The organism is Rahnella sp. P4_A8, assembly GCF_056402435.1.
In genome coordinates this window covers 90,763-105,817 of the sequence record NZ_JBFUHK010000015.1, presented here as the reverse complement: position 1 = coordinate 105,817, position 15,055 = coordinate 90,763, and the positions used below count along the sequence as shown (strand labels likewise).

Annotated in this window: 13 protein-coding genes; 3 read left to right on the top strand and 10 right to left on the bottom strand. The window is 53.9% G+C overall.

Going from position 1 to position 15,055, the window contains the following annotated elements:
* The 4 genes from AC1DUO_RS10845 to AC1DUO_RS10830 form a co-directional block, all read right to left on the bottom strand.
* The coding region (locus AC1DUO_RS10845) for a transposase domain-containing protein (RefSeq protein ID WP_477986730.1) at positions 1-164 on the bottom strand (164 nt) is incomplete at its 3' end.
* A gap of 117 nt (positions 165-281) precedes the next feature.
* Positions 282-1,493 (bottom strand): lysophospholipid transporter LplT, encoded by a 1,212-nt coding sequence (lplT, locus tag AC1DUO_RS10840; protein ID WP_015689427.1) that lies wholly within the window; start codon positions 1,491-1,493, stop codon positions 282-284.
* Positions 1,490-3,655: a bifunctional acyl-ACP--phospholipid O-acyltransferase/long-chain-fatty-acid--ACP ligase gene (aas, locus tag AC1DUO_RS10835; protein WP_250981618.1), complete on the bottom strand. Its 2,166-nt coding sequence runs from the start codon at positions 3,653-3,655 to the stop codon at positions 1,490-1,492. The genes lplT and aas overlap by 4 nt, the downstream gene beginning before the upstream one ends.
* 357 nt (positions 3,656-4,012) lie before the next feature.
* Complete coding sequence (locus tag AC1DUO_RS10830; RefSeq protein WP_217147162.1) at positions 4,013-6,271, bottom strand: molybdopterin guanine dinucleotide-containing S/N-oxide reductase; 2,259 nt, start codon at positions 6,269-6,271, stop codon at positions 4,013-4,015.
* A 252-nt stretch (positions 6,272-6,523) separates the two neighbouring features.
* Here AC1DUO_RS10830 and galR point away from each other — a divergent pair, with 252 nt between their 5' ends.
* Positions 6,524-7,531: an HTH-type transcriptional regulator GalR gene (galR, locus tag AC1DUO_RS10825; protein WP_013574155.1), complete on the top strand. Its 1,008-nt coding sequence runs from the start codon at positions 6,524-6,526 to the stop codon at positions 7,529-7,531.
* On the opposite strand, the gene AC1DUO_RS10820 is transcribed toward galR, so the two are convergent.
* The 5 genes from AC1DUO_RS10820 to AC1DUO_RS10800 are packed head-to-tail and all read right to left on the bottom strand — an operon-like array spanning position 7,528 to position 11,931.
* Positions 7,528-7,977 (bottom strand): GNAT family N-acetyltransferase, encoded by a 450-nt coding sequence (locus tag AC1DUO_RS10820; RefSeq protein WP_013574154.1) that lies wholly within the window; start codon positions 7,975-7,977, stop codon positions 7,528-7,530. The two genes, galR and AC1DUO_RS10820, sit on opposite strands and share 4 nt — an antisense overlap.
* A 5-nt stretch (positions 7,978-7,982) precedes the next feature.
* Positions 7,983-8,756, bottom strand: coding sequence for an FCD domain-containing protein (locus tag AC1DUO_RS10815; protein WP_013574153.1), 774 nt, complete (start codon positions 8,754-8,756; stop codon positions 7,983-7,985).
* Between the two features lie 38 nt (positions 8,757-8,794).
* Complete coding sequence (locus AC1DUO_RS10810; RefSeq protein ID WP_013574152.1) at positions 8,795-9,112, bottom strand: PTS sugar transporter subunit IIB; 318 nt, start codon at positions 9,110-9,112, stop codon at positions 8,795-8,797.
* A 14-nt stretch (positions 9,113-9,126) separates the two neighbouring features.
* The gene (locus tag AC1DUO_RS10805; RefSeq protein ID WP_477987295.1) at positions 9,127-10,563 is read right to left on the bottom strand and encodes a glycoside hydrolase family 1 protein; all 1,437 of its coding nucleotides are present in this window, start codon (positions 10,561-10,563) and stop codon (positions 9,127-9,129) included.
* 24 nt (positions 10,564-10,587) lie between these two features.
* Positions 10,588-11,931 carry a PTS sugar transporter subunit IIC gene (locus tag AC1DUO_RS10800; protein ID WP_013574150.1) on the bottom strand — a complete coding sequence of 448 codons (1,344 nt, stop codon included), beginning with the start codon at positions 11,929-11,931 and terminating at the stop codon, positions 10,588-10,590.
* 277 nt (positions 11,932-12,208) lie between these two features.
* On the opposite strand from AC1DUO_RS10800, the gene AC1DUO_RS10795 reads away from it, so the two are divergent.
* Positions 12,209-12,526, top strand: coding sequence for a PTS lactose/cellobiose transporter subunit IIA (locus tag AC1DUO_RS10795; RefSeq protein ID WP_013574149.1), 318 nt, complete (start codon positions 12,209-12,211; stop codon positions 12,524-12,526).
* Positions 12,527-12,691: 165 nt separating this feature from the next.
* Here the strand turns inward: AC1DUO_RS10795 and lysA are convergent, their stop codons facing one another.
* On the bottom strand, positions 12,692-13,951 hold the full coding sequence (gene lysA / locus AC1DUO_RS10790) for a diaminopimelate decarboxylase (protein WP_037035173.1): 1,260 nt from the start codon (positions 13,949-13,951) through the stop codon (positions 12,692-12,694).
* Between the two features lie 134 nt (positions 13,952-14,085).
* Between lysA and AC1DUO_RS10785 the strand changes: the two genes are divergently transcribed.
* A complete protein-coding gene (locus AC1DUO_RS10785; RefSeq protein WP_013574147.1) occupies positions 14,086-15,009 on the top strand; it encodes a LysR family transcriptional regulator in 924 nt (307 codons plus the stop codon).
* The last annotated feature ends 46 nt before the right edge of the window (positions 15,010-15,055 follow it).

Here is a 15,055-nt window from a genome sequence, read left to right as displayed (position 1 = left end):
AGCCAGACCATGGACTCGAGGGGGAGTTTACGCTTGCGTAGGGTGACGGTGTCAGTGAGAGAAAAAGCTTGCTGAATGAGGTCAGGAGACAGGAGGTCAGCGAGGCTTTGAACTTCATCGGGGGCAGTGAGATTGATAATACCGAGAGCTTGTGAAAGTTCCATTTAAAAAGGGTCCATGATGAGCATGAACCCTTTTTACACGAGCCACCGGATCGGTCAACTGATCCTTAAACGATCGGCATTACGCTGAGCGCCCTTTTCTTTTGTGCGAAAACAACATTACGCCATACGGCGTTTCTGCATGTTTTTCCAGATCCACAACCCGGCAATCGCCAGCGCGAACACCACACCGAACCCGATGCCAATCGCCACCACCGGCGCACCGGCCATCACCACCAGCGAATACAAGCCGAGCATCAGCAGCATGGCGGTGTTTTCACCCAGATTCTGTACGGCAATCGCGTTACCGGCACCGACAGAAATCTTACCGCGATGCTGCAACAGGGCATTCAGCGGGACCACAAAGAAGCCGCCTAAAATCCCCACCACCACCAGCACAATGTAAGAACTCAGCATGCTGGTTTGCAGCGCAAAGACCACCACGGCGATACCGATGGCGACACCTGCTGGCAGGCAGCGTTTCACGGTTTCCAGACGGATTAACTTCGCCGCCGCTCCCGCACCAAACACAATCCCGATCGCCACCATCGCATTCAGCAAGGTCGGGGTTTTGTTATCGGTGATGCCCAGCGCCACGGGAACCCACAGCACCAGCAGGAAACGCAGCGTCACGCCCGCGCCCCAGAACAAGCTGGTACCGACCAGCGAGAAGCGGGTTTCGCCATCCTGCCACAAGGTTTTGCAGGCAGAGAAAAATGTCCGGCTCATTTTTGCCGGATTCCATGACTGCCCCGGACGCGCCGGGTTCAGCTTCGGAATAAACCAGTTTGCCGCCACTGCCGCGCCATACGCCAGCACACAGATACCGAGCGCCGCCAGAATGCTCCAGTCAGCCAGTGCGCCACCGGCCACAGAACCCAGCAGGATCGCGGCAATAGTAGAGGCTTCCATCAGGCCATTGGCTTTCACCAGTTGTTCACCACTGGCGATCTCGCCCAGAATGCCGTATTTCGCCGGTGAATAAGCCGCAGCGCCAATGCCGACCAGCGTATAACCGAGGAACGGATTCATGCCCGCGCAAATCACCGCCGCGCCCGCCAGTTTCAGCAGGTTAGCGACCATCATCACGCGGCCTTTGGAAAAACTGTCGGCAAACTGCCCGACAAACGGCGCGAGAATGATGTACGTCGCCACGAACGCCATTTGTAAAACGGGCTGGCTCCAGTCGGGATAAAGCTGTTGTTTGATCAGCGCCAGCGCGGCAAACAACAGCGCGTTATCACCGAAAGCCGACAGGAACTGCGCCACGATCACCGCCGTCATACTCTTTGACATCAACGGCCCTGCAGCTGCCTTTAAAGGCTGACTCATGCTTCACTCTCCGGGTTCTCTGCCATCTCGCGCAGGGTGACAAAATCGGGTTTACCGCTGCCGAGCAACGGTAACGCTTTAACGACGCGAATTTCACGCGGCACGGCCAGTTCCGGCAACCCCAGTTCACGGGCAGCTTTACTTAACGCATCACGACGTAATTCAGGATCGGTGGTGAACAGCACCAGTGCCTCGCCTTTGCTGGCATCACTGCGCGATGTCGCCGCATGCTGTTTATCGGGTGAAGCCTTGATCGCCAGTTGCTCGACACTTTCCAGCGAGACCATTTCTCCCGCCAGTTTGGCAAAACGCTTCACGCGACCACGGATGGCACAGAAACCTTTTTCATCCAGCGTGACGATATCACCGGTGTCATACCAGCCCGCCTGCATTTCACCTGCGGCATTCTCAGCCTGCGGAGTTTCCAGCACACCCGGATTTTCGACGCGCAGATAGCCTTTCATGATGTTCGGCCCGCGCAGTTGCAGACGACCGCCCTCCTCAATGCCCGGCACGGTAATCAGACGAGACTCCATCCCCGGCAGAATTTTGCCGACGGTATTCACTTTGGTCGCCATCGGTACGTTGATCGCCACCACCGGCGCACATTCGGTCACACCGTAGCCTTCGAGAATGCGGATACCGAATTTGTTCTGCCAGATTTCTTTGGTGCTTTCAGCCAGTTTTTCCGCACCGGCCACCACATACCGCAAGCGGGCAAAATCATACGGATGGGCAAAGCGGGCGTAATTACCCAGGAAGGTTGAAGTACCGAAAAGCACGGTACAGTTCTGGTCGTAGACCAGTTCGGGCACGATGCGGTAATGCAGCGGACTCGGATACAGGAACACGCGAGCGCCGGTAATCAGCGGCGTTAACAATCCGACGGTCAGGCCAAAGGCGTGGAACAGCGGCAGCGACGACATAAAGCGGTCACGCGGCGTGAAGTCCGCCACGGTACGGATTTGCTCGACGTTAGCCAGCAGGCTGGCGTGTGAATGCACCACACCTTTCGGATTGCCTTCAGAACCCGAAGTAAACAGCACCAGTGCTGCATCATCGGCTTTTTGCGGCAGCATCGCACGACGCGGGAAGATCAGATGGAACAGGATCCACAGCTTGTCCTGCATGGTCACCGTGTCTTTCAAATCTTCCAGATAGACCCAGTTCGCCTCTGGCACGTTTTCCGGCAGGTGCGTCAGTTTGCCTTTTTCAAGGAACTGGCGGGAGGTAATAATGGTTTTGATCTGCGCCGCTTTCATCGCGCTTTGCAGCCCTTTGGCACCCGCAGTGTAGTTAAGCAACGCCGGAATACGGTTGCGCATTGACGCGCCAAACAGCGCCGCCGCCATGATCGTGGCATTTGGCAACAGCATCCCGACATGCTCACCTTCGCGGGTAAAACGTTGCAAAATGCGGCTCACGCCCAGGCATTTTTTCAGCAGTCCCTGATAGGTATCTTCTTTGAACGCGATATCAGCGATACAGGATTTGCGACGGCCATAACGGGTTTGTGCAGACAACAACGCCTGATACAAGGTTTCCGGTTCGCGGGTATCCATACGTGCCTGCATCATAATTTTATGCAGCTGCTCACCGGCGAGAATGCGGCGGTCACGGGAGCGCGGCGCATCCGGCATCGGAATGGTAGTCGGCGGCAAAAGATTGATAGTGACTTTCGGGAACCAGCGGATTTTAAAGCTGCCGAACAACCGGCCAAACGGCGTATATTCCGGCCCGTCTATGCGCACCGGAATGACGGTCGCCTGTGACTTCGCCGCCACAAAGGCCGCGCCGTCGTAAATCTTCATTAATGAACCGGTAACCGTAATGCGCCCTTCCGGAAACACAACTACCGGACGCCCTTTCTCCACTTCGCGGATCAAATGCTTGATCGCCATCGGTTTGGTGGGATCCAGCGGCATGAAGTCCACATAGGGTTTCAGCCAGCGCATAAACCAGCTGTCCGTGATGTTGGAATACACTGCAAATACCGGTTTGACCGGCAGGAAAAGCACCAGCAACATGCCGTCAATAAACGAGACATGGTTCGGCGTGAGGATTAAACGCGGGTAATTAAAATCGTTTCTCGCCGGGGTCACGGTAACCCGGAACATCAGGCGGAAGAGCCATCTGAACGCTGCGAAAAGAAAGTTATACATGTTTGCCATCTCCTTATGTGTCATCCCTGATCTTGAAGAAAAAGGTTGGGGAAACAGCATACTATAAGCCGCTGAAAAATGACGACAGTCAGAGAGAGTTTAGGAGGGAACTGATCGGTGTGCCGGAGTTGAGGCAAAAAAAAACCTACGCATCCGCGTAGGTTGGTGCAAATTTAATCGGTATCAACATGCAGAGCACGTTGATGATTCACCAATCAATACCTCTGGGACGTTCAATTTAGCTGTTTTGTACGAACCACAGCCAGCAGGCAATCGAAACATAATTCCGCAAAGTGTAACGAGTGGTGAAAATAGGCCCGATTTATCCTAAATCGGGCTAACTATTTAAAAACTACCTTAAACAGGTCCCACTTCGACCAGGCAACTCATGGCATTTGGCCCCTGCGTCAGACGCGACGTGCCGATATCCAGCGTCAGTACATTCGGGTTCCCCGCCTGCTCGGTTTCCTGCCATTGACCACCAAAGCCAGGATCAAACCAGGCGCCGGTCGACATCAGCACCACGCCACGCGTAATTCCGTCACTGAGTGACACCCCCGCCAGACAACTGCCACGCGCATTGTGCACTTTCACCCGGTCTCCCTCCTTCAGCTGACGGCTGAGAGCATCTTCCGGATGCATAAACAACGTTTCCTTACCGGCGGTTTTGTTCGACTGCGCCAGCGGCGACTGATCAAGCTGGCTGTGCAGACGATCTTTTGGCTGAATGGAAATCAGGTGCAGCGGCCACTGTTTGGCACTTTCCGCGCCCAGCCATTCGACCGGCGGCTGCCACTCCGGGTGCGGCGCGAAATCGTCATAACCGTAACCCGCGATGGTTTCGGAGAACAGTTCGATTTTGCCGCTGTGGGTCCCCAGCGGATTAGCACGCGGGCTTTTACGGAATTCCTCAAAGAACACGTAATCTTTTTCCGGCACCGGCAGTTCAACAAAACCGCGCTCCCAGAAGGTTTCAAAGTCAGGCCATTCCACGCCGGTGCCTTTCTGCGCTTCGCCGCACTGACGGTAAATATGGCGCAACCATTGATCTTCATTACGCCCCTGCGTGAACTGCTCGCGGTAACCGAGACGGTCAGCAATGTCAGCGAAAATATCAAAATCGTTACGCGCCTGATGTTGTGGCGCAACAGCCTGATGCATCGCCAGCACGAAGCGGTCGCGTGACGATCCGCCGATATCATTACGTTCCAGCGATGTTGTCGCAGGCAGCACGATATCCGCCATCTGCGCCGCTGGCGTCCAGACGTTATCCTGCACAATCACGGTATCCGGCTTCTGCCAGCCTTCGACCAGACGGTTCAGTTGCTGATGATGATGGAACGGATTACCGCCCGCCCAGTGCACCAGGTGAATATCCGGATAATTCAGCGTTTCGCCCTGGAATTCATACGGCTGGCCGGGATTGAGCAGCATGTCACTGATACGCGCCACGGGGATCGACAAACCAGAAGGATTCGGCCCGGCACTGACGGCAGGCCCCGGCGTGTCATAACGCGGATTACCCACGCTGTTCATCGAGCCGTGACCGAAGGAGAATCCGCCACCCGGCAAACCGACCTGCCCGAGCATGGCGGAAATGGCGATCATCATCCAGTAAGGCTGCTCGCCACGGTGAGCACGCTGTACAGAATAAGAACAGGTGATAAAGCTGCGTACACCAATCAGATCATCCGCCAGACGCGCAATACGCTCAGCCGGTACGCCGGTAATGTGGCTTGCCCAGTCAGGGGTTTTCGGGATGCCGTCAGTGTCGCCGCGCAGATACGCGGCAAGCTGCGGATAACCGACGCAATGGCTGGTCAGAAACGCCTCGTCCTGCGCTTCTTTGCGCTGAATCTCAAACGCGACGGCCATCATCAGCGCCGCATCGGTGTTCGGGCGGATCGGGATCCACTCTGCATTCACGAATTCCGGACAGTCGTCGCGCATCGGGCTGATGTTAATGACGCGGGTGCCTTTTTTCGCCAGCTGTTCCAGCGCCGGTTTCAGGGTATGTTCCACCGCGCCGCCGGACGCCACTTGCGCATTTTTCAGCGCCAGACCGCCAAATGCGACCAGAATGTCAGCGTGTTCGACCACACTTGGCCACGAGGTCACGCGTCCGGTCAGCGGGGTAAACGTGCCGATAACGTACGGCAGGAAAAATTGCGCCGAGCCCCAGCTGTAGTTGCCCTGCTGATCCACCCCGCCGCCGCCGGTGAAATAAAAACGACGCACCAGAGAACGGGCGTGATGCAAACGTCCGGCCGATGACCAGCCGTAAGAGCCGTTGAAAATGCCGGAAGCGCTGTAGCGATCACGCACGCGTTTATTCTCTTCGGCCACCAGATCCAGCGCCAGATCCCAGTCCACTTCGACAAAATCTTCGCGGCCCCGCAGAGAACGATCGCTGTTTTCGCGATGTTTCAACCACGAGCGGCGCACGGCCGGTTTGCGGATACGTTTGTCGGAATAGACCAGCGGCGCAATGGAATCGAGCAGAGGTGAAGGATCGGCATCCGCCTTATAAGGTTCACAACGGATTAAGCGGCCATCTTCTACCACAGCGGTATATGCGCCCCAGTGGGCCAGTTGCGGATAGCGTTTTATCGACATAATTTCTATTTTTCTCAGCGCAGATAAATGACTTTAAAAATACCATTCACTGCGCTGACACTTCAAAGAACAAATAATCTTAATAAAACGCATTTCCACCCTATCGCACTGGGATTTCGGTTAATCACCACGATCTTTTCCCGTTACATCGCGCTTACATCAAAAAGTTGCGATCAGCATCCTTGCAGCCACCGGTCTTTTCCGCAAAACTGGTCAGTGTAAACGATTACCCTCACGGAAAACGGAAGTGTTATGGCAACGATTAAGGATGTAGCAAAACTGGCAGGCGTATCGGTTGCGACCGTTTCACGCGTGATAAACCATTCCCCGAAAGCCAGCGACAGCTCGCGGGAAGCCGTACAGAACGCCATGCAGCATCTGCAATATCATCCGAATGCCAACGCCCGTGCCCTCGCCCAACAGGCAACCGAAACGCTGGGGCTGATCGTGGCCGACGTTTCTGATCCGTTTTTTGGCGCGATGGTCAAAGCGGTCGAACAGGTGGCCTACGCCACCGGCAATTTTCTGCTGATTGGTAACGGTTATCACAACGTTGAAAAAGAGCGTCAGGCCATTGAGCAGTTGATCCGCCACCGCTGTGCGGCGTTAGTGGTTCACGCCAAAATGCTGCCGGAAGATGAGCTGACCAGCCTGATGCAGCAAATCCCCGGGATGGTGCTGATTAACCGCACGTTGCCGGGTTTTGAACAACGCTGTATTGCACTCGATGACCGCTACGGTTCCTGGCTGGCGACGCGCCACCTCATTCAGGCCGGCCATCAGCGCATCGCGATTTTATGTTCCAACCACGGCATTTCCGATGCCAGCGACCGGCTTCAGGGCTATATCGACGCCCTCACCGAACACAACATTCCGGTAGATGACAAGCTGATTGCCTACGCGGAACCGGATGAAATCGGTGGTGAAAAAGCCATGGCGGATTTACTGGGATTGGGCAAAGGATTTACGGCGGTGACCTGTTACAACGACCCGATGGCCGCCGGTGCATTATCGGTATTAAGCGATAACAGTATTGATGTGCCGGGCGAAATTTCGCTGATTGGCTTTGATGATGTGCTGATTTCACGCTATCTGCGCCCGCGTCTGACCACCGTACGTTATCCGGTGGTGGCGATGGCGAATCAGGCAGCGCAACTGGCGTTAGCGCTGGCAAACGGTCAGCCGTTACCGGAAACAACCCATATGTTCAGCCCGACGCTGGTACGTCGTCACTCGGTGAGCGGCCCGGCAAACAGCTAAAGATGTTGATGGAAAAGATGCACCGGCTTATCCGGATAATCCAGCGCATCGCCGATGTATTTCCAGCCAAAACGTTCGTAATAGCCGGTGAATTCGGCATACAAATACAACTCACAAAAGCCGCTGCGGCGGCTCTGTTCCAGTACAAATTCCTGTAACTGCTGCCCCAGCCCGCACGAACGGAAATTTTCATCCACGTATAACGCCGCCAGCCACGGGGTAAGATCCTGACGGCTGATTAAATCACAGCGCCACAGGCCCACGGTTCCTGCCAGCCTGTCGCCTTCGAGTGCGATAAATGTTTGCGGTAAGTCCGCGCCGGACAGGCTGCTTCGCACCACGCTGGCAAAAAACTCCCGGCTGTTTTCGCTGCCAAATGCCTGCCAAAGCCAGTCTGTGACCGCGTCCTGAAATTCAGGCCGTTCACTCAGATTAATAATCTTCATCGTGTTCAGACCATCTTTCCCTGAAAAATCGGCACAGATTCAAACAGATAGCCGTCAAACTCCGGCGCATCCACATCCGACAATTCCATCAGCGTATTTTTCACATTTTCCATGTGCTGCCACATCGCCTGATACGAGCCCATGACGTCGCGGCGGCGCAGTGCGGCCAAAATATTCTGATGATCAGCCAGCCATTTCAGGCGGTAACCGCGGGTAGCAATATGGCTGTGTAACTGTTTCCACAGCGGGCTGGAATCCCGGTGCATCCAGATATTTTTCACCGAATCGAGCAGCATCTGGTTTTGTGTCGCACCGGCAATCAGCAGGTGGAACAGCCGGTCGTTATCACCGCTTTCGTCGTTAGCCACGATGGCGATTTGTTCCTGCTCCAGCGTGCGGCGCAGATTTTCGATATCCGCTTTGGTGGCCATTTTGGCGGCAAACGCGGCAATATTACTTTCGAGCAACTGCCGCGCCTGTAAGATTTCAAAGGGGCCAATCTGCCCCTGATACAACAGTTCGTCTTCGCCTTCTTCCTGAGAAGGAATGCGGATCACGTACACGCCGGAACCCTGACGGATATCCACCGTGCCCTCCAGTTCCAGCATCAGTAAGGCTTCGCGCACAATCGTCCGGCTGACGCCGTAGTTTTCCGCCATATTGCGTTCGGGCGGCAGGCGGGATCCCACGGCGAAATGCCCTTGCTTGATTTGCTCACGCAGGTCATGCCCGATTTCCTGATACTGCTTTCTGTCCTGCGAAACCACACCTTTTTCCACACAATCACCCTGATGCAAAAAACAAAAAAGACCGGATGTTACTGTATCAGAGATAATGCCTGATCCAGCACTTTTGCACCGTTTAACGTGCCGTAAGCCACCATGTCGATCACCGCAATCGGAATGCCGTGTTCATCGGTCAGCTTTTTATTCTCCGCCAGTTTAAAACGCACCTGCGGCCCGAGCAGCACGGCGACAATATCGCGGCCATAGGCTTCAAGCTCGTCACGCAGATTGTTTTCAGGGATCGCGTAGATCTGATATTCCAGCCCCCGCGCAGTAACTTCTTTTTCCATTTTGGTGACCACTAGTGACGTGGACATCCCTGCCGAACAAGCTAAAACGATTCGTTTCATAGTGTTTCCTTAGGTTATTTTTCCTGGTCATCGAGCGTTAAAGACAACACACCGCTTTCACTGAGTGATTTAAACCAGTGAGAGGATTTCTTCTGACGGCGATCACGATTGTTATCAAGATCAATTTCGATCAGCCCGTAACGATTTTTAAAGGCGTTCATTGGCGAGACATTATCGGTAAAGGCCCAGAGCATATATCCCTGACAATTGGCGCCGTCTTCCCGCGCTTTTAATGTCCAGTAAAGATGCTCGGCAATAAATTCAATACGATAGTTGTCCTGAATTTCCCCGCTGACGGCATCGCGAAACTGGCCTTCATTTTCGATACCCATGCCGTTTTCAGCCACAAACCACGAAATATTTCCGTATTCCGCTTTAATGCGCATCGCCATGTCATAAATAATTTTCGGATAGATTTCCCAGCCACGCGATTTATTCATCCGGCGTCCGGGCAATTCGAAATGTTCGTAGTAATACGCCGGATGGAATGGCGTGTCTTTATTCCATTCGCGGGACGGTGCTTTCACCCGGTGCGGGTAATAAAAATTAATACCCACTTCATCCACGGTGTTATTACGGATAACCGCCAGTTCCGCTTCTGTATAATCGAAATGTACGCCGTGCTTTTCCAGTAGCTCCAGCAATTCCTGCGGATATTCCCCGTTGATCATCGGGTCCAAAAATACGCGGTTATAGAATAAATCGTATAAATGCGCCGCCTTTTGGTCATGCGCCGCCGATGAACGGGCGTACGTCACTTCCGGATTTAAAATCACCCCGACGGTACCTGCGGCGTGATATTTTTTGCGATGGAACAGTTCGACCACTCTGGCGGTTGCCAGCACTTTGTGGTGATTCCACTGCATCCATTTCGCGGTGTTTTGCTCGAACGGCCAGCGGATCGCATCCAGATACACGCGGGTTTGYACCACCACCGGTTCGTTGAAGGTAAACCAGCGGCTGACTTTTCCGGCATACCGTTCGAAGACTTTCTCTGCATACAACACAAACAGATCGACGACTTTTTTCGAGCTCCAGCCATCGTATTTTTCGATCAGAAACGCCGGTAATTCGTAGTGTTCCAGGCACAGCATCGGTTCGATGCCGTTGCGTTTCATCTCATCGAGCAGATCGTCGATATACGCCGCGTATTCTTCATCGACCGTACCCAACTCATAGTCGGTGAAAAAGCGCGACCAGTTAACTGACGTGCGGTAATGACTCAGCCCGCTGGCTTTCATCAGCGCCACATCTTCTTTGTAGCGGTTGATGAAATCGGTGGCTTTCGCCGGGCCGTAACCGTTGTGCCAGACATGGCGGTTATTTTTGTACCAGAGATCCAGATACGAATCCTGCCCGTCTTTTTTGCCGCTCCAGCCTTCGGTCTGCCACGCAGAGGCGGCGGCACCGAGAATAAATCCGTCAGGAATGGCGATTGAAACCTTACTCATAACATCCCTCATTTTCCGAATAATTTACGCCGTGGCAGCCTGTTTCTGGCTCTGCTGCATGGCTTCAAGCTGAGCCTGATCGGCACGACGCGCCGCGACTTTCACAAACGGCAGATAAATCAGTACCGCCACCACAATGCAGCCAATCTGGGTAAACACCGCGCCCATCGATCCGGCCGTTGACAGCCAGGCGTTGATAATCGGCGGTGTGGTCCACGGCACCATCACCACCGCGCGTCCGGCGAATCCGAGGCTGGTGGCAAAATAGCCGATGGTGCCGGTGATCAGCGGCGTGATGATGAACGGGATAGCCAGGATCGGGTTGAGCATAATCGGCATACCGAAAATCACCGGTTCATTGATGTTGAAGAAACTTGGCCCGAGGGACAGTTTGGCGATTTCGCGCATCTCTTTGCGGCGGGTAGCGATCATCACCGCCAGCAACAAACCGATGGTACAACCCGAGCCTCCGATGCTCATATATACATCCCAGAACGGCATGGTGATGATGTTTGGCACCTCATGACCCTGCTCAAACGCGGTCATGTTAACCATGATGGCGCCGAGCAACAGCGGTTCGCGAATCGGTTTAATCATCTGGTTGCCATGAATACCAATCACCCAGAACAGCTGCGCGACAAACATCAGCAGCAGAATGCCCGGCAGACTTTGCATCACCGATTCCAGCGGACGCTGAATCACCTGATACACCGCATCGTACAGATACATGCCGGTGACGCGGTGGAATACAAAGCCGAAGGTAGCGACGAGCACCACGGTAATAATGGCGGGAATTAACGCCGAGAATGACGCCGACACATTGGGCGGCACGCTCTCAGGCATCTTTATACGCAGGCCGTTAACCCGTTCCAGACGGGAATAAATCTCCACCGACAGAATGGCAATAAACATGCCGAGGAACAGACTTTTAGTATCGGAGAATTGTTTTGCCAGCACATCTTTCACTTCCTGCATCTGGCCGTTAACCATCATATCGACGGTGGTTGGCGTGACAGCAATAAAGCAAATCACTGCCAGCAGGCCGGGAAATAACGAACGTGAGCCGTTAATTTTCCCGAGTTCGATACCAATTAAAAACACCGCACCGATGGTCAGAAAACTGAGCGTGGCGTAGTTAATACTGCTCATGATCGGTTTGAGGGTGGCCAGCCAGGAGAACATTTCAAAATGCGCTAATCCGTTTTTCGGATCCATCACCATATTTGAAATTAAAACTGAGAATGCCCCCACAATAATAACGGGCATTAACGTGATAAAAGACGCCTTAATAGCCATGATGTATCGGAAGCTATTAAAGGTGTTGGCGAATCCCCCCAGAGAATCGATAAAGCGGTCTTTCAGTGACATGACAGCACCTCATTTTCTTTTTTCTATACTTCACAGGTGTTGATTTCGTCTTCACCTTTTATATTGAATGAGGAATAAAGGTGTCGTACGAAGCAGGGTCAGATTCCGGTTCTGTAAATCATCCTGTCGGCCATATTTCGGGAATAATTTCGTAATGTGGCATGCCAAAAAATAGCGGAATACGAATTAATTTCTGTGACAGCGTTCTCACATGTGAATATTGGAATTCCAATATGATGATTTCACCCCTTTCTGGTATACCAATTTGGAGTTTTCGATGGAATTCGATCTGGAACAAACGGTGATGGAGTTATTGATCAACGCCGGAGAAGCACGATCTAACGCCATGATGGCGATTCAGCATGCACGTAAAAAAGAATGGGAACAGGCTGATGCGATGCTGAAAGCCTCGGACGACGCGGCGCGTGTTGCGCACAAAGTACAGACGCAACTGATTGGCCTGGATGAAGGCGTGGGGAAAATTCCGGTGAATCTGATCATGGTGCACTCGCAGGATCATCTGATGACCGCCATGCTGTGCCGTGATCTGGCAGAAGAAATCGTGTTACTGAGAAAAGAGATGTTTGATAAGTAAACGTTCTCCCCTGCGAAGGGGAGGATTGGGGTGGGGTATTAAGGTCAAAAACAAAATTCAAAGTGTGCTTTAACTCATTGCTTTGTATTTAAAACCCCCCTCCCCGCCTCCCCCTTCGCAGGGGGAGGAGCAAAGCAAGCCACCTCACCGGCTCAGACGCAGAGACTAGAGCTCCAGAGCAATTAACTCTTCCACCGTCTGCCTGCGACGAATCAGTCTTGGCACGCCATTCTCAAACAATACTTCCGGCAGCAGAGGTCGGGTGTTGTAGTTTGATGACATCGATGCGCCGTACGCGCCGGTATCGTGGAACACCAGATAATCGCCGATGTGTACCGGCGGCAGCGGGAAGGTTTCCACTCCGCCGCCTGCCTGCTGGGTAAACACGTCGCCGGATTCACACAGCGGACCGGCGATCACGGAATCCGTCAGCGGTTGTCCGCTCACATCGCGGCCATCGGCCGGTAACAGTGAAATATGATGATAGCTGCCGTACATCGCCGGGCGCATCAGGTCATTAAAGCCTGCGTCGCACAGCACGAAATGACGGCTGCCCATGTTTTTCACCGCACGGATTTGCGCCACCAGCACGCCGGATTCCGCCACCAGGAAACGCCCCGGTTCGATCTCCAGTTTAATCTCATGCCCGAGATGCGCGGCAATCTGCTCGCGCGCACGATTCCACAGACCAAAATAGTGGCCGGTATCAATGGATTCTTCTTCAAAATGATAGGGGATCGACAGGCCGCCACCGGCGGAGATCGCTTCAATATCGTGTCCGGTTTCAATCACCTGACGCACCATCGCATCGCAAACCTGCTCAAGGTGACCATAATCCACGCCGGAACCGATATGCATATGAATGCCCACCAGTTTCAGGTCGTAACGGGCAATCTCTGTCAGCGCCTGCGGTAAATCGGCATACCAGATCCCGTGTTTACTGTTTTCGCCGCCGGTATTGGTTTTCTGGCTGTGCCCGTGACCGAAGCCCGGGTTCACGCGCAGCCACACCGGATGCCCGGCTTTATGCTGACCAATCTGACTGAGCATGTCGATGGAACCGGCGTTCACCGGAATATCCAGCGCTGTCACGCGCTCCAGCGTCGGTTGATCCAGTACGTCAGCAGTAAACACAATCTCACTGTCTGTGCCGCCCGGAATAAAACCGGCCACCAGCGCACGCTCAATTTCACCCAGAGAAACGGAATCGACCTTCACGCCCTGCTCGCGCATCAGACGCAGGATATGAATATTAGAACAGGCTTTCTGCGCAAAACGGATCACGTCAAACTGGCGCAACTGCGCGATGCGCTGTTTGATAATGTCAGCGTCATACGCCCACACAGGGCAGCCAAATTGTTGCGGCAGAGCCAGTAAATTCGCGGCATTAAGCGCGGTAGACATATCGTTCAGAGCGCGTGGCATAAGATTTTCCGTCAGTTGAAGTCCGTCATATTTCCCTCAGTATGCCGCGTGGCAGACCGGCGATAAAATATCTATTTCAGGCAAGTCTATTCATTTATGATATGGGCTATTGTCATCGCTTAGCGGATGAAACCATGCCAGCTATTTCCCTGCGCCATATCGAAATTTTTCATGCGGTCATGACCACCGGCAATCTGACGGAAGCCGCTGCGTTGCTCAATACCTCGCAGCCGACAGTCAGCCGTGAACTGGCGCGCTGCGAAAAGTTGCTGAATCTGCAGTTATTCGAACGCCTGCGCGGGCGTTTATATCCTACCGTTCAGGGTCTGCGGCTTTTTGAGGAAGTGCAGCGCTCGTACTACGGGCTGGACAGAATTATCAGCGCAGCGGAAGGCATCCGCCAGTTCGAGCAGGCGCAACTGTCGATCGCCTGCCTGCCGGTGTTCAGTCAGTCGCTGCTGCCTGCGGTGTGTAAACCGTTTCTCGACCGCTACCCTGACGTCAGTTTCAATATTGTGCCGCAGGAATCGCCGCTGCTGGAAGAATGGCTGTCGGCGCAGCGCCATGATTTGGGGTTGACGGAAAACACCCAGACCCCAGCCGGAACCGAGCGCCAGACGCTGCTGACGCTTAACGAAGTGTGCGTGYTGCCTGCCGGACATCCTTTGGCTGARAAATCGCGACTCACACCACAAGATTTCAGCGGGCTGAATTATATCAGCCTGTCAGCGACCGACAGTTACCGGCAACTGCTGGATACGTTATTTATGGAACAACAGGTTACGCGGCGGCTGGTGATGGAAACCCACAGCGCCGCGTCAGTGTGCAGTATGGTGCGCGAAGGCGCGGGCGTGTCGATCGTCAACCCGCTGACCGCATTGGATTATTGTGACAACGGACTCGTCCTGCGGGAATTCAGCGTCGCCGTACCCTTTACCGTCAGCCTGATCCGGCCATTGCACCGCCCCGCTTCGGCGCTGGTCACCACATTTACCGAACACTGCCATCAGCAGGCGCAACGCTTTGCCGGGCATCTCGAGGCCGCGCTGATGCGCTGAACAGAAAAAAATAAGGCCACGCCGGAGAAATCCTGCATGGCCTTTA

Bases quoted from the DNA above. Each gene is read 5' to 3' on its own strand.
- AC1DUO_RS10810 (WP_013574152.1), bottom strand. From the start codon at position 9,112: ATGAAACGAATCGTTTTAGCTTGTTCGGCAGGGATGTCCACGTCACTA.
- aas (WP_250981618.1), bottom strand. From the start codon at position 3,655: ATGTATAACTTTCTTTTCGCAGCGTTCAGATGGCTCTTCCGCCTGATG.
- AC1DUO_RS10795 (WP_013574149.1), top strand. From the start codon at position 12,209: ATGGAATTCGATCTGGAACAAACGGTGATGGAGTTATTGATCAACGCC.
- galR (WP_013574155.1), top strand. From the start codon at position 6,524: ATGGCAACGATTAAGGATGTAGCAAAACTGGCAGGCGTATCGGTTGCG.
- lysA (WP_037035173.1), bottom strand. From the start codon at position 13,951: ATGCCACGCGCTCTGAACGATATGTCTACCGCGCTTAATGCCGCGAAT.
- AC1DUO_RS10820 (WP_013574154.1), bottom strand. From the start codon at position 7,977: ATGAAGATTATTAATCTGAGTGAACGGCCTGAATTTCAGGACGCGGTC.
- AC1DUO_RS10830 (WP_217147162.1), bottom strand. From the start codon at position 6,271: ATGTCGATAAAACGCTATCCGCAACTGGCCCACTGGGGCGCATATACC.
- AC1DUO_RS10800 (WP_013574150.1), bottom strand. From the start codon at position 11,931: ATGTCACTGAAAGACCGCTTTATCGATTCTCTGGGGGGATTCGCCAAC.
- lplT (WP_015689427.1), bottom strand. From the start codon at position 1,493: ATGAGTCAGCCTTTAAAGGCAGCTGCAGGGCCGTTGATGTCAAAGAGT.